This is a genomic window from Pseudonocardia sp. OZ21, from assembly GCF_059359135.1.
The window spans coordinates 1-13284 of the sequence record NZ_JCADBN010000013.1 but is presented as its reverse complement, the minus strand read 5'-3'; the positions used below and the strand labels follow the sequence as shown (position 1 = coordinate 13284).

Sequence of the window (13284 nt, the reverse complement as noted above, 5' to 3'; positions counted from 1 at the left end):
TCGTCGTGACCACGGTGCTGGTGGCGAATCGCGGCGAGATCGCGCTGCGGGTGCTGCGCACCTGTCGTGAGCTGGGGCTCCGGACGGTCGCGGTCTACTCGACCGCGGACGCGGGCTCGGCTGCCGTGCGCTACGCCGACCGCGCCGTCTGCATCGGGCCGGGCCCGGCGCGACGCAGCTACAACCACATCCCGGCGATCATCGAGGCCGCCCGGATGACCGGGGCCGACATGATCCACCCAGGCTACGGGTTCCTCTCGGAGAACCCGGATCTCGCCGAGGTGTGTGCCGCCGAGGGGATCACGTTCGTCGGGCCGCCCGCCGCGGTCATGGAGCGGCTCGGCGACAAGGCACTGGCGAGGGCGGCAATGGTCGCGGCCGGCCTGCCGCTGCTCCCGGGCAGTGCCGAAGCACTGGACGATCCCGGCGACGCCGCTGCGCTCGCGGAGGAGATCGGGTATCCCGTGATCATCAAGGCTGCGGCCGGCGGCGGTGGGCGCGGCATGGCCGTCGTGCGTGACAGCGCCGCCTTCCCGGACACCTACCGCCGCACCCGGGCCGGGGCGAAGGCCGTGTTCGGCGACTCGCGTGTCTACGTGGAGCGCTACCTGGACTCCGCGCGGCACGTGGAGGTGCAGGTGCTGTGCGACGCGTACGGCGCAGGCGTGCACCTCGGCGCTCGGGACTGCTCGGTGCAGCGGCGCCACCAGAAGCTCGTGGAGGAGACTCCGGCGCCGGGCCTGCCGGCCGCGACGGTCCGTGCGATGGGGGAGGCGGCGGTCCGCGGCGTGCTCTCGGCCGGGTACGTGGGTGCGGGCACCGTGGAGTTCCTGGTCGACGGGCAGGGGCAGTTCTCCTTCATGGAGGTCAACTGCCGGTTGCAGGTCGAGCACCCGGTCACGGAGATGGTCACCGGGCTGGACCTGGTGGCCGAACAGCTCCGCATCGCCGCAGGCGAGCCGTTGGGCTACCACCAGGACGACGTGCGGCTGTGGGGAGCCGCGGTCGAGTGCCGGATCAACGCGGAGGATCCCGAGCGCGACTTCGCACCCACCCCGGCCGTCGTGGAACAGTTCGAACCTCCGGGCGGCCCGTTCGTCCGCGTCGACACCCACGTGTCTGCCGGCTACCGGATCCCGCCCGACTACGACTCGCTGCTGGCGAAGGTGGTGGTCTGGGGCGAGGACCGCGATGCCGCCCTGCGCCGCATGGACCGCGCGCTGGCCGAGCTGCACATCACCGGTGACCGGTTGGCCACCACCACGGCGTTCCTGCGCTCGGTGCTGGCCCACCCCGAGTTCGCCGCCGGAGAGCACGACACCGCACTGCTCGACCGCATGCGCGTCCCAGCCAACGAACGGAGCCCGGCATGACCACGACCTCCGCGCCCAGCGGACCGAGTGTCGTCGAACAGGCGGTGCTCGACGCCTTCGCGCCGTCCACGCGGCGCGACCCGTACCGCGCCTACGAGGTGCTGCGCGCCGCGGGCCCGTTCGTTCCCGGACCGCTCGGCACCCAGCTCGTCACCCGGTACGCCGACTGCGACGCGATCCTGCAGGACCCCGCCTGGAGCCACGCCGAGGAGCCCGACCTGCTGCATCCGGCGAGCGACGTCGAGCTGCCCGGGTCGTTCCTCTGGATGGAGCCACCGGACCACACCCGGCTGCGCCGGCTGGTGAGCGCCGCGTTCACCCCACGCCGGATCGAGGGCATGCGCGTCCACGCCGAGCGGATCGTCGACCGCCTGCTCGGCACCGCTCTGGCGGCCGGCGAGACCGACCTCATCGAGTCGCTGGCCTACCCGCTTCCGCTGACGATGGTGTGCGACCTGCTGGGTGTGCCCGCGGACGCGCACGCCGACGTCCGGCGCATGTCGGCAGGCATCGCCCGCGGGCTCGACCCGGACGCACTGCTCTCTCCCGAGGAGCTCGCCGCCCGCACCACCGCGGTGCACGACTTCGCCGCGTTCTTCGGCGAGCTGGTCGCCCAGCGCCGAGCGCACCCACGCGAGGACCTGATCACCGCTCTGGCGCAGGTCGAGGCCGACGGGGACGTGCTCTCGCCGCAGGAGATGCTCGGAACCCTGCTCATTCTCGTGGTGGCAGGCCACGAGACCACCGTCAACCTCATCGGCAACGGCATGCTCGCCCTGCTGCGCCGCCCCGACCAGCTCGCGCTGCTGCGCCGCGATCCCCGGCTCGCCGTCCCCGCCGTCGACGAGGTGCTGCGCTTCGACCCTCCGGTACACCTCACCACCCGCACCGCGCGGGCCGAGGTGACCGTGGCCGGACGGACGTTCGCGCCCGGCGACGCCGTCATCGTGCTGATCGGCTCGGCCAACCGTGACCCCGACGCGTTCCCCGGTGCGGCCGAGCTGTCCCTCACCCGCTACGCCGCGCGTCCTCGCCCGAACCGGCACCTGGCCTTCGGTCTCGGCCTGCACTACTGCATCGGCGCCTCGCTGGCCCGGCTCGAGATGGAGGTCGTGCTGCGCGCCGTCGCGGCCCGTGTCGCCGGCATCGACCTCCTCGTCGACGACCCGCCGTACCGCCCCAACCTCGTCGTGCGTGGCATGGCCGAGCTGCCCGTGCGCCTCACGAACGGAGACCCCCGATGACCCCGCCGACGAAGGCCCTCGTCGAGTTCGACGCGTTCGAGCCGCAGCACCACGCCGATCCCTACCCGAGCTACGCGCGCGTCCGGGAGGCCACGCCCGCGTGCCCGCTGCTGCTCGGGGACGTCCCGGTCACCGTGTTCACCCGGTACGAGGAGTGCGCCGCGGTGTTGCAGAGCCCGGACTGGGGCCACGGGTACGCGGCCGGTATCAGCCCCTTCCGCGAGCAGGGCGCGCTCATCCCGGGCTCGTTCGTGCGGATGGACCCGCCGGATCACACGCGGTTCCGCGCGCTGGTCAACAAGGCGTTCACTCCCCGCACCGTCGCGACGCTGACACCGCTCGTCGAGCGGGTCGTCGACGAGCTGCTCGACACGGCCTTGGAGCAGGCCCGCAGCACCGGACGGCTCGACGTCATCAACGACCTGGCCGTCCCGCTCGCCCTCGCGATGATCGGCGGGCGCGTGCTCGGTGTGCCGGAGGCCGACCGGCCCGTTCTGCGCGAGTGGGAGCTCGCCATCGCACGGGGAACGGATCCGGACGAGCTGCTTCCGCCGGGGGCCGTGGTCGCGCGGGGCCTCGCCGCGCGTGAGTGCGCCGGCTACTTCCAACGCCTCGTGGCGCGGCGCCGCACCGAGCCGGCGGACGACCTGCTCAGCGAGCTCATCCGGGTGGAGGAGCGCGGCGACACCCTCACCGAGCCGGAGCTGGTGGGCATCTGCCTGCTGCTCCTGGTCGCGGGCATGGAGACGTCGATCAATCTCGTCGGCAACGCGGTGCTCGCGCTGCTGCGCCACCCCGACCAGCAGGCACTGCTGCGGGCCCGGCCCGAGCTGATGGCGTCCACGATCGACGAGGCGCTGCGCTACGACGCCCCGACCCAGTTCACGATCCGCGTGGCCCTCGCCGACACCGACGTCGCAGGACGCTCGTTCGCCCGCGGCGACGGAGTGGTCGTCGTGACCGCGTCAGCGGGCCGGGACGGCGCGGTCTACACCAACCCGGACCGGTTCGACATCACCCGCTTCCACGGACCGCGCCCGGCGCGCCGGCACCTCGGCTTCAGTCTCGGGCTGCATTTCTGCGTCGGCGCCCCGCTCGCCCGGGTGGAGGCGGACGCCGCGATCGGCGGCCTGCTGCGACGCGTGCCGGGCCTCGCGCTCACGGAGGATGTACCGCCCGACTACCTACCCAGCCTGATCCACCGGGGCCTGCGGGCGCTGCCGGTGGTGGTCGACGGCTGACATGCCGTCGTCAGCCGCCGGTGTGTGGTGGCGCGGCGGGTAGGTGCACCGTGACGCGGAGCCCTCCCTCGGCCCGGGGGGTGAGGGTGAGGGTGAGGGTGAGGGTGAGGGTTCCGGCGAACACGCGCTACTGCGCGCGCTCGGGCTCACCCGCAGGAAGCTGCGGCGGATGCTGGCGGCCGAGGCGGCGCTGCTGTCGGTGGTGCCACGCTGCTCGGCGTCGGCTTCGCCTGGGTCGCCTACGCGACGGTCGTGCGGCGCGGCCTCACCCGCGCCACCATGCAGATCTCCTGGCCGTCACCCGGCGCCGTCGTCCTCATCGCCGCCCTGGCCGGACTGCTCGCCGCTGTTCTGCCGGGACGCCGGGCTGCCCGGGTGACTCCGGCCGCGGGGCTGTCCCTCGACTGACACCCGCGTCCATCGCTGGCGGGCGACTGATGAAGGCCACGCTGCCGCCGGCGGAGAGAACGAACTGACCACTGACAGAGATCGCGGCCCGCGACGGCCGACCAGATCAGCGCTGCCCGAAGCACTGCACCGATCCCCGGTACGCACCGAGATCGTCAGCTGCCCGTCGATCTGAGCATTGGTCAACCCCTCGGCGGCCAGCTCGACCACTCGCGTCTCGCGGCGAGTCAGCCGCAAACCGGCCTCGTCGACACCTCGGATCGGGGGAGCGGTGCCGCCCTGCGCCATCTGGCCGGGATACGGGTTCTTGACCGATCGGTCCACCATGGGTATCGTGTACCGAGCGGTCAAGAACTCCGCGGGCGGGTACCCCAGGCTCGTCCCGCTCCCGGCGCGTGGGGACCACCGGTGCCGGTACCGCACTCCACGTTCACCCCTGCGGCAAAGCTGCACCTCTGGAAATGGGAAGCACATGGGAAAGCTGGACAACAAGGTAGCGATCGTGACCGGCGGGTCGCGGGGTATCGGGGCGGCGTCGGCGCGGGCATTGGCCGACGAGGGAGCCGACGTCGCGATCAGCTACTCGTCCTCGGCGGATCAGGCCAAGGCCGTGGTTGCCGACCTGGAGGCCAGGGGAGTGCGCACGGCGGCGTTCCAGGCCGACCAGGCGGACCCGGTGCAGGCGGCGGGCCTCATCCATCGCGTGGTGGAGCACTTCGGGAAGCTGGACATCCTGGTCAACAACGCCGCTGTGACCGTCGCCGCCCCGATCGACAGCGAGCTCGCCGACGAGGCAGCCTTCGACCGCCAGCTCGCCATCAACTACACCAGCGTTGTGGCCGCGATCAGGGCGGCGTTCCCGCTGCTTCCCGAGGGCGGACGGATCGTCAGCATCAGCTCGGGCGTGGGAACGCGGGTGGGCTTCTCCGGGATGACCGACTACGCCGGAGCCAAGTCGGCGCTCGAGGGCTACAGCCGGGGCGCTGCACGTGACCTGGCCCACCGGGGCATCACGGTCAACGTCGTCCAGGCCGGATTCGTGGACACCGCGATGAACCCCGCCGACGGCCCGTACGCAGCGGCGTTCCTCCCGACCACCGCGATGGGGCGCTACGGCAGGCCGGAGGAGCTCGCTGCGGGCGTCGTCTTCCTCGCGAGCCCGCAGGCCTCGTACGTCACTGGCGCGGTGCTGAGGATCGACGGCGGATACGGCGCATAGTCCCATTCGGCGTGATCAAAACTATGACGAGCACGGACGGGGTGGATGTCATGAACTTGGGGCGAACCGGAATTTGGAGCATCGAGCTGCGGATGGCGGATCCGGGGCAGATCACAGATGCGGCGGCCGAGCTCGATGACCTGGGGTGGGGTGCATTGTGGATCCCGGGCCTGGGCGGCGGGGAGATCCTCGACGACTCGGAGCGGTTGCTGCAGGCCACCCGGAACACGAAAGTCGCGGTCGGAGTGCTGAGCATCTGGCGGCACCGGGCCGCCGAAATGGCAGCCGGAAACGAACAGCTGCAGGAAAGGTATGACCGACGTCTGATCCTTGGATTCGGCGTCAGCGATCCGGCTGCCGCGCAGAGCGCAGGACACGCCTACCGACCGCTGTCTGACATGGGTGCCTACCTCGACGAGCTCGACCAGGCTCCCTCTCCGGTGCGTGCAGAAGAACGCGTCATCGCTGCCCTCGGCCCCAAAATGCTGGAGCTGGCAGCACAGCGCGCGGCCGGTGTTCATCCCTTCATGGTCACCCCGGAATACTCGGCCAAGGCCAGGGACCAGCTCGGGAACGGCCCGCTCCTCGCCCCCTATCAGGCAGTCGTGCTGGAACGTGACCCGGACAAGGCGCGCGCCGCCGCCCGGAATTTCCTTGGCATGTTTCTCTCCATGGACAGCTACGCCCGGAACCTGCGCCGCCAGGGGTTCACCGAGGAGGACCTGGCCGATGGCGGCAGCGACCGGCTCATCGACGCAGTCGTGGCGTGGGGTGATCTGGAGGACATCGGAAACCGCGTGCGTGCACACCACGAAGCCGGCGCCGATCACGTCTGTTTGCATGTGCTGGGCGCCGGTTCTGACCTGCCCCTGCCAGAATGGCGTGAACTGGCTGTGCTGACCGGCTGAACCGCGTCGACGTGGGCCAAGGCTGAGGTCGCCGTGGCATGGTGGATTCGGTGTGGACGCTAGAAGCCGTGGAACACCCCGTCCGCGGACACGTTGTCGGCGAAGTTGGCCCAGTCGAGGTTCGCCAGGGACAGGTTGTTCTCCACCGACCACAGGTGGGTGACCACCACCCGGAACTCGGCTCGCGGTACCTCGTTCAGGAAGGCGTACTCGGGCTCGCGGTAGGGCACCGGCACGACTAGGAGGGGATGCCCGGTTGCAGCCAGTGCATCCGCGTCGGCGACGAAGAAGAAGGCGGGGCCGTCGAACGGTTCCGGGACCAGGTCACGGAGCTGGGCTGCGGTCAGATCCCGGTATGCCTCGTCGTCGACGATGTCGACAACGGCCAGGAAATCGTCCTCCGACGGAGTCCGGACGCCGGCGCACAAGGCTTCCCAGGATCGCTCGTCGCTGAAGTCGGTACGTATGAGAAGTGCGCACCCGGGAGACCGCAGCGGACGGGGCGGTGCAGGGTCGGGAGAAGTCACGGCGGCACAGTAGCCGTGGTCACCGAGGGTGACTCGACACCGCATGGGCATCGCCGTACTCGGACGACTACGAGGACACGGTGGCCCGCAACATGCGGGAGCAGCAGGCAGACGCCTGCCCGCCGATCGCGAACCCGCTGCCGGTCGTCGACGGCTACGACGTCGTCCTGACCGGCAGCGGCCTGTGGACCCCTCAGGCTTCCGGGATCTCCCGGCCGAAGGTCTCGAGGGTGACCGCGTCCGGCTCGGGGCCCCCGCGCACGCCCGGGTCGAGGGCGTCGATGGCGGCCAGCTCGTCCGCGGTGAGGTCGACGTCGAAGACGTCGAAGTTCTCGGCGATCCGGCTCGGCTTGGTCGACTTCGGGATCGCGGAGCGCCCTCCTGCAGGTGTCAGCGCAGCATCACCTGGGCCGGGATCTTGCCGTGGGCTTCGGCGATGTCGGCCATGGTGGGGTCCTCGAGGCTGCTGGTGTGCCGGCCCTGGCGGTAGAAGGTGATGCCGCCGATGGGGGACCAGGCCTCGGAGAGGATTCCGTGCTCGGCGTCGGTAGCGCGGACCTCGGGCTGCGAGAAGTACGGGTGCACGTCGATCAGGTTGACCGCGGGCACGACGCTGGTGATCTTCAGCAGCTCGTCGATGTGATCGGTCATGAAGTTGGACACGCCGATCGCTCGCACCCGGCCGTCCTCGAGCAGCTTCTGGAGGGCGCGATACGCGTCGATCGTCAGGTCGAAGCGGCTCGGCAGCGCCTGGTGGAGGATGAGCACGCTCGGCGTAGGTCCGGCCTCCGGGCCGGTGGAAGCGGTCGGGATCCGCCGCGCCGATGGTCGACCCGGCGATGAGGCACGACGACGGCGTCGAACGTGCCCTCGGCGTCGAGGTTCATCGTGGCAGTCGCCTTGACCGGGCGTCCCGCGACCACGGCGGCGTACTCCTCCTCGTGGTACTCGCCGTGGCCGGTACAGCGTCCCTCCCCTTGAGCACGCCGTTCATGACCGGTCCTTGCGGCGTGACGTAAGCGACCTAGGCATGGGCGTGACATCTCTGTCGTTGGCTAGACTCCCTGCGTGGCGTCCGCAAGCAGCAGGTACGGCGTTGATCCCGGTCCGGAGGGTGCTGGGCTGGTCCAGGAGCTGCTCAACACCTTCGCCGGTGGAAAGACGCCCGAACCCGACCTGCTGGGCGCCGGTGAGTCCGCTGCCGCCTGGGTCGAGTCGGTGCCCGCGTTGGCAGCGCTTGACCTCACCGGACTCCAGGCGGACCGAGCAGGCCTGCGGTCCCTGCGCGAGCTGCGTGACCAACTGCGGCAGACAGTCGCTCGGGAGGTGGACGCGAGCGATCCGGATGCCTCGGGGGCCGTCGGCCGGCGGTGGGCCGGCTCCGTCGAAGTCGTGTTGGAGCCGGGGGGACGCACCGAGCTCCGGCCCCGGGGCAGCGGGTGGGAACGCGCTGTTGCCCTGACGCTGGTACAAGCGCATCTGGCTCAGCTCGACGGGACATGGCAGCGGCTCAAGGTCTGCCGCAACCCGCGCTGCAAAGTCGCATTTTATGACCATTCCCGCAACAGGAGTGGGGTCTGGCACGACGTCCGTGTCTGCGGCAATGCCGCGAACCTGCGGGCGTCCCGCGCCCGGAAGCGACTCAACGCGCCGGCGGCTGCGGACTCGTAGAAGCGTCAGCGCGAGTCCGGAGGGGTCAGGCGGTTTGCGCCACAATTTGCGCACGATGGACGCCTCACGTCCACTTCGACGCTTTCTGCGGGGTCTGCCCTCCCCGAAGCAGTGGTGAGCAAGATCGGGAAGAAAACGAGTTTGTGGGCGGAGTGGACCATGGGCTTGACAGTCTCATGCGGTCACGGTAACTATAATCGGGCTCGGGGATTCGCGATGACGCAAAGTCCACGTGCGACGCCCGTCGCGCAACTTGAGCGCCGACCGATCAGTTTCAACTGCAGCACTATTCGGACATAAGCGCTCGAACGGATAGCGTCGCAGTGCGCCAAATAGTGTCGCTGTACTTTCCGATAGTGGACATTTCGACTCAAGCGGTACGCACTGTATGTTTCGATTGGCGTGGCGACGAGCGCCGGTCGTTGCTCATGCGGTGCCGGCGATCTCTCCCGAGGTCGGACCCTGTACCTGCGCGTACCGGGACGTGCCCAAGTAAATCCCCTGTGGATTGTCCGTCGTGCGCGGATCTGCGCCAAGAGATGAATTGGAGACGACTGGAGTGAAGCGAACCGGAAAGGTTGTTTGGGCCGGCGTGATCTTGGCCGGGGTGGTGCTGCTTCCGGCGTGCGGCACCAACCAGTCGAGTAGCAGTGCTGCCGGCGGGTCATCGTGCGACACCTCTAAGGGATCCCTGGTCATCGGCTTGATCGCGCCGCTGTCCGGCGGGCTGTCGGCGATCGGTCTGGGGATGAAGAACTCGGCCGACCTGGCGGTCCGTCAGGCGAATGAGAAGTGCGTGGTCCCGGGTTATCGGCTGGCGTTCCAGCCGGACGATGATCAGGGAACTCCGCAGGTTGCGGCGCAGGCGGCTACCGAGCTGGCCTCCGACCCGAACATCGCAGCCGTGGTGGGTACCTACAACTCGTCGACCGCGCAGTCCGTTGCCCCGATCCTTGAGCAGCAGAACATCGTCGAGGTGTCGGCAGGTAACACCGACCCGGTACTGACGATGGGGCCCCAGGCTGCCACTGCGCCCAAACGCCAGTTCCCCACGTACTTCCGGCTGGCCACCACGGACCTGCTGCAGGGGCCGTTCGGCGCGCAGTACCTCGTGCAGGAGGCGGGCAAGAAGAGGATCGCGGTCATCGACGACGGTAAGACCTACGGTGTCGGACTCACGGAGAACTTCGTGAAAGAGGCGAAACAGCTCGGCGCCGACGTCGTTGCCCAGGAGAGGGTGGGAGAAAAAGACGCCGACTTCTCCAGCGTGATCACCAAGATTCGTCCGATGAACCCGGATGCGGTGTACTACGGTGGTGAGTACCCCGTGGCCGGGCCGTTGTCGAAGCAGCTCGCTGATGCGGGGCTGTCGATTCCGGTGATGGGTGGTGACGGAATTGCCGACAAGCAGTTCGTCACCCTCGGTGGCCGGCAGGGCGACTTGGCTACCGGCATCGGAGCACCGGTGGAGAGCCTGCCGAGCGCCAAGGCATTCACCGACGCATACGCGGCAGCGGGCTACTCCGATTCGTACAGTGCCTACGGACCGCTGACCTACGACTCCACGAACGTGATCATCAACGCCCTGGCGAAGGTCGTGAAAAATGGAGATTTCACCAGCTCCCGCCGTCAGGAGTTGATTGACGCGGTCCAGCAGACGAATCTCGACGGCGCCAGTGGCAAGGTGTCGTTCGACCAGTACGGCGACACCACCAACAAGGTGCTCACGGTGTACACCGTGCAAGGGGACAACTTCGCGCCAGTGCAGACGGGAACGTTCACCGAGCCGCACTGATGAGGTCACGCCGGCACTGGTGAACTGGTGTGCCGAGGGTGGGGCCCGACTCCACCCTCGGCGCTCGTGGAGGGACCATCCGCTTGCTGTCCACGCTGCTGTCCCAGATCGTCAACGGACTGGTGCTCGGTTCCCTGATCGGACTGATCGCACTCGGCTACACGATGGTCTACGGCATCATCCAACTGATCAACTTCGCTCATGGCGAGATCTTCATGGTCGGCGCCTATGGCGGGTTGGCGATGTTCACCTACCTGCTTCCCACGTTCGTCCAGCAGCGTTGGTACTTGGCGTTGCCGCTCTTGTTGGTCGCCGGTGCCGCTGTCGCGATGGGTGTGGCGGTGGCGATGGAACGTTTCGCCTATCGGCCTCTGCGTCATGCGCCGCGGTTGGCGCCGCTGATCACCGCGTTGGGTGTCTCGGTGGCGTTGCAGGAGGCGGTGCGGGTGTTCTACCCGGGAGCGACATCGGCGATCCCGTTCCCGACCATCTTCGTGCCGGGAACGTGGATGATCCCGATCGCTGACGGCGTGCCGATCAAGTATTCCGGGATGCTGCTGATCGTGGTCTCGCTGGCATTGGCGGTCGGGCTGCAGTTGTTCATCGAGCGGTCCCGGACGGGTCGGGCGATGCGTGCCACGTCGCAGGATCGGGATGTGGCCCGGCTCATGGGTATCGACCCGGACCGGGTGATCGTGTTGACGTTCGTGCTGGGCGGTGCGCTGGCAGGCGTCGGGGGCGTCTTGTACGGGGGCTACCTGAACAACATCAACATCGATATGGGGTTCCAGAACGGGATCTTCGCGTTCACCGCGGCCGTGTTGGGTGGGATCGGGAGCATCCCCGGCGCGATGGTCGGCGGGTTGGTGATCGGATTGATCAAGTCGTTGGGTGGGCAGTACCTTCCCGGCGGCTCGGCGTATGACTACGTGTGGATCTTCGTGGTGCTCATCGCGGTGCTGGTGTTCCGGCCGCAGGGCTTCTTCGGGGAGACCGAGAGAGTGCGGGCATGACCACGGCGGAGAAGCCGGCGGAGCCCGTGACCTCGGTGGCGCCCTCGTCCCGTCGGTTGCCCCCGTTCGCGCGTTCTGCCGCGGTGTTGTGTATCGCGGGCGGGCTGCTCACGCTCGTCGGCGCGCTGTTGCCGTGGGCGACATTCGTGCTGAACGCGGGCCCGTACCCGGAGAGGTCGACGCTCGAGCTCTTCAGTGCACCCTTCGCCGTCACGGGTTTCCGGCTGCATCTGGCGCTGTTCGGGATCGCTGCGATCGTCATCTCGCTGGTCAGGGTCCCCGGCCGGGGGCGCATCCTGCGGGCACTCGGCTGGGCCGCGGTGTCGGTCGCGGTGGTCAACGGGCTCTACATCACCGTCGAGGGCGGCGGTCTGGGGGCGATCACCGCCGCAGCGGGCGGGGCTGTCGCGCTCGGCCCGGTCGCGGCCCTGATCGGCGGGGTCCTGCTGCTTCTGGGCGCTAGGGCGAGCGGCCTCACGCGGGCGCCGGTCCGGCAGTGGCGCTTCAACCGCTGGGTGGAGTGGCCGATCCTGCTGGTCACGTACGGGCTGTTGCTTCTGCTGGTGTCGGCGGTGTTGACCAGTGGTGGGCAGGGCAGCGCGGCGAACGTCTATTCGGGTGCGGTGTTCCTGTCGTTCCTGGGTGCGGTCGGTGGGCTGTTCGGGGCGTTGCACGCCTCGGGTCTGCTGACCTGGGTGGGCGCGGTGTCGGAGCGCCACCGCGTGTTCAGCGTGGCGGTGTTGCTGCTCGCTGCGTTGCTGTTGCCTCTGACCGGGGCGGGTAGTGAGTACTGGCTGACGGTGTCGGCGAACATCGGGGTGTATGCGGCCACGGCGATCGGGCTGAACATCGTGGTGGGTCTGGCCGGCCTGCTGGACCTGGGGTACGTCGCGTTCCTGGGTATCGGGGCGTTCGTGGCGGCGAACCTGTCGGGCGCTGCGGCGTCTCAGGTCGGGATCGAGTTGCCGTTCCCGTTGGTGATGGTGATCTCGGCGGTGGTGGCGGGGATCTTCGGTGCGATCGTGGGGTCGCCGACGTTGCGGGTGCGTGGGGACTACCTGGCGATCGTGACGTTGGCGTTCGGTGAGATCTTCGTGCGGTCGGCGCAGAACAACATCGGTGGGTTGACCGGCGGGTCGAACGCGATCCCGGGCATTCCGCCGGTGTCGCTGTTCGGCAATGATTTCAATGATGCGGTGGTCATCGGCGGGCTGCGGTTGGCGCCGGGTGTCCTGTACTACGTGTTGATCGTGTTGATCGTGGCCGCGGTCATGCTGGTGTTCGCGAACTTGAAGAACTCGCGGCTGGGCCGGGCGTGGATCGCGATCCGGGAGGATGAGGACGCGGCCCGGGCGATGGGGATCCGGACGGGTCCGATCAAGATCCTGGCGTTCTTGATCGGGGCGACGTTGGCGGGGTTCGCGGGGGCGTTCTTCGCACACAAGACCGCGACGGTGTCGTATGAGAGTTTCCGGTTCCTGGAGTCGGTGACGTTGCTGGCTGCGGTGATTCTGGGGGGGATGGGGACGATCCCGGGTGCGGTGGTGGGGGCGTCGATGCTGTTCGTGTTGCCGGAGAAGCTGCGGGAGTTCTCGGACTACCGGTTGTTGTTGTTCGGGATCGCCCTGATTCTGATCATGCGGTTCCGGCCGCAGGGGTTGGTGCCCGACCGGCACCGCCGCGCCGAACTCGTGCCCGAGACCGAACCTGCGACGAGTCCCAGAGCGGACAGGGTCCGCGCGACGGGCGATGTCTGAGCCGATGATCCTGCGAGCGTCCGGGCTGACGATGCAATTCGGTGGACTAGCGGCGCTGAACGAGGTGTCGTTCGGTCTCGCCGAGGGTGAGATCATCGGCCTGATCGGGCCGAACGGGGCGGGTAAGA

12 protein-coding genes and 1 pseudogene are annotated in these 13284 nt (G+C 68.8%); 10 read left to right on the top strand and 3 right to left on the bottom strand.

What is annotated here, in order from left to right:
• Positions 1–5: 5 nt before the first annotated feature.
• The 4 genes from AC5L35_RS26440 to AC5L35_RS26425 all read left to right on the top strand — a co-directional run bounded on the left by AC5L35_RS26440 (position 6) and on the right by AC5L35_RS26425 (position 4266).
• Positions 6–1373, top strand: coding sequence for an acetyl-CoA carboxylase biotin carboxylase subunit (locus AC5L35_RS26440; protein ID WP_495062409.1), 1368 nt, complete (start codon positions 6–8; stop codon positions 1371–1373).
• Positions 1370–2617 carry a cytochrome P450 gene (locus AC5L35_RS26435; RefSeq protein ID WP_495062408.1) on the top strand — a complete coding sequence of 416 codons (1248 nt, stop codon included), beginning with the start codon at positions 1370–1372 and terminating at the stop codon, positions 2615–2617. Before AC5L35_RS26440 ends, AC5L35_RS26435 begins: the two co-directional genes overlap by 4 nt.
• Positions 2614–3858, top strand: a complete 1245-nt coding sequence (locus tag AC5L35_RS26430; RefSeq protein ID WP_495062407.1) for a cytochrome P450 — start codon at positions 2614–2616, stop codon at positions 3856–3858. The genes AC5L35_RS26435 and AC5L35_RS26430 overlap by 4 nt, the downstream gene beginning before the upstream one ends.
• 252 nt (positions 3859–4110) lie before the next feature.
• Entirely contained in the window at positions 4111–4266 is a 156-nt protein-coding gene (locus AC5L35_RS26425; RefSeq protein WP_495062600.1) for a hypothetical protein, read from the top strand.
• 150 nt (positions 4267–4416) lie between these two features.
• Here the strand turns inward: AC5L35_RS26425 and AC5L35_RS26420 are convergent.
• A pseudogene (locus AC5L35_RS26420) lies at positions 4417–4554 on the bottom strand (hypothetical protein); the annotation flags it as partial.
• 184 nt (positions 4555–4738) lie between these two features.
• On the opposite strand from AC5L35_RS26420, the gene AC5L35_RS26415 reads away from it, so the two are divergent.
• Positions 4739–5485 carry an SDR family NAD(P)-dependent oxidoreductase gene (locus tag AC5L35_RS26415; RefSeq protein ID WP_495062406.1) on the top strand — a complete coding sequence of 249 codons (747 nt, stop codon included), beginning with the start codon at positions 4739–4741 and terminating at the stop codon, positions 5483–5485.
• Positions 5486–5508: 23 nt separating this feature from the next.
• On the top strand, positions 5509–6393 hold the full coding sequence (locus AC5L35_RS26410) for a TIGR03620 family F420-dependent LLM class oxidoreductase (RefSeq protein ID WP_495062405.1): 885 nt from the start codon (positions 5509–5511) through the stop codon (positions 6391–6393).
• A 59-nt stretch (positions 6394–6452) separates the two neighbouring features.
• On the opposite strand, the gene AC5L35_RS26405 is transcribed toward AC5L35_RS26410, so the two are convergent.
• Together AC5L35_RS26405 and AC5L35_RS26400 are read right to left on the bottom strand one after the other, a co-directional pair.
• Positions 6453–6965: a DUF6924 domain-containing protein gene (locus AC5L35_RS26405; protein WP_495062404.1), complete on the bottom strand. Its 513-nt coding sequence runs from the start codon at positions 6963–6965 to the stop codon at positions 6453–6455.
• A 345-nt stretch (positions 6966–7310) separates the two neighbouring features.
• Positions 7311–7688, bottom strand: coding sequence for an aldo/keto reductase (locus tag AC5L35_RS26400; protein ID WP_495062403.1), 378 nt, complete (start codon positions 7686–7688; stop codon positions 7311–7313).
• A 300-nt stretch (positions 7689–7988) separates the two neighbouring features.
• Between AC5L35_RS26400 and AC5L35_RS26395 the strand changes: the two genes are divergently transcribed.
• The 4 genes from AC5L35_RS26395 (at position 7989) to AC5L35_RS26380 (ending at position 13156) form a co-directional block, all read left to right on the top strand.
• A complete protein-coding gene (locus AC5L35_RS26395; RefSeq protein WP_495062402.1) occupies positions 7989–8591 on the top strand; it encodes a CGNR zinc finger domain-containing protein in 603 nt (200 codons plus the stop codon).
• A gap of 559 nt (positions 8592–9150) precedes the next feature.
• Positions 9151–10386, top strand: coding sequence for a branched-chain amino acid ABC transporter substrate-binding protein (locus AC5L35_RS26390; protein ID WP_495062401.1), 1236 nt, complete (start codon positions 9151–9153; stop codon positions 10384–10386).
• 83 nt (positions 10387–10469) lie between these two features.
• The gene (locus tag AC5L35_RS26385; protein ID WP_495062400.1) at positions 10470–11399 is read left to right on the top strand and encodes a branched-chain amino acid ABC transporter permease; all 930 of its coding nucleotides are present in this window, start codon (positions 10470–10472) and stop codon (positions 11397–11399) included.
• A complete protein-coding gene (locus AC5L35_RS26380) occupies positions 11396–13156 on the top strand; it encodes a branched-chain amino acid ABC transporter permease (RefSeq protein WP_495062399.1) in 1761 nt (586 codons plus the stop codon). Before AC5L35_RS26385 ends, AC5L35_RS26380 begins: the two co-directional genes overlap by 4 nt.
• Positions 13157–13284 lie beyond the last annotated feature (128 nt).

Coding starts and splice junctions, on each gene's coding strand:
- AC5L35_RS26435 (WP_495062408.1), top strand. CDS start 1,370: ATGACCACGACCTCCGCGCCCAGCGGACCGAGTGTCGTCGAACAGGCG.
- AC5L35_RS26430 (WP_495062407.1), top strand. CDS start 2,614: ATGACCCCGCCGACGAAGGCCCTCGTCGAGTTCGACGCGTTCGAGCCG.
- AC5L35_RS26415 (WP_495062406.1), top strand. CDS start 4,739: ATGGGAAAGCTGGACAACAAGGTAGCGATCGTGACCGGCGGGTCGCGG.
- AC5L35_RS26410 (WP_495062405.1), top strand. CDS start 5,509: ATGACGAGCACGGACGGGGTGGATGTCATGAACTTGGGGCGAACCGGA.
- AC5L35_RS26405 (WP_495062404.1), bottom strand. CDS start 6,965: ATGCGGTGTCGAGTCACCCTCGGTGACCACGGCTACTGTGCCGCCGTG.
- AC5L35_RS26380 (WP_495062399.1), top strand. CDS start 11,396: ATGACCACGGCGGAGAAGCCGGCGGAGCCCGTGACCTCGGTGGCGCCC.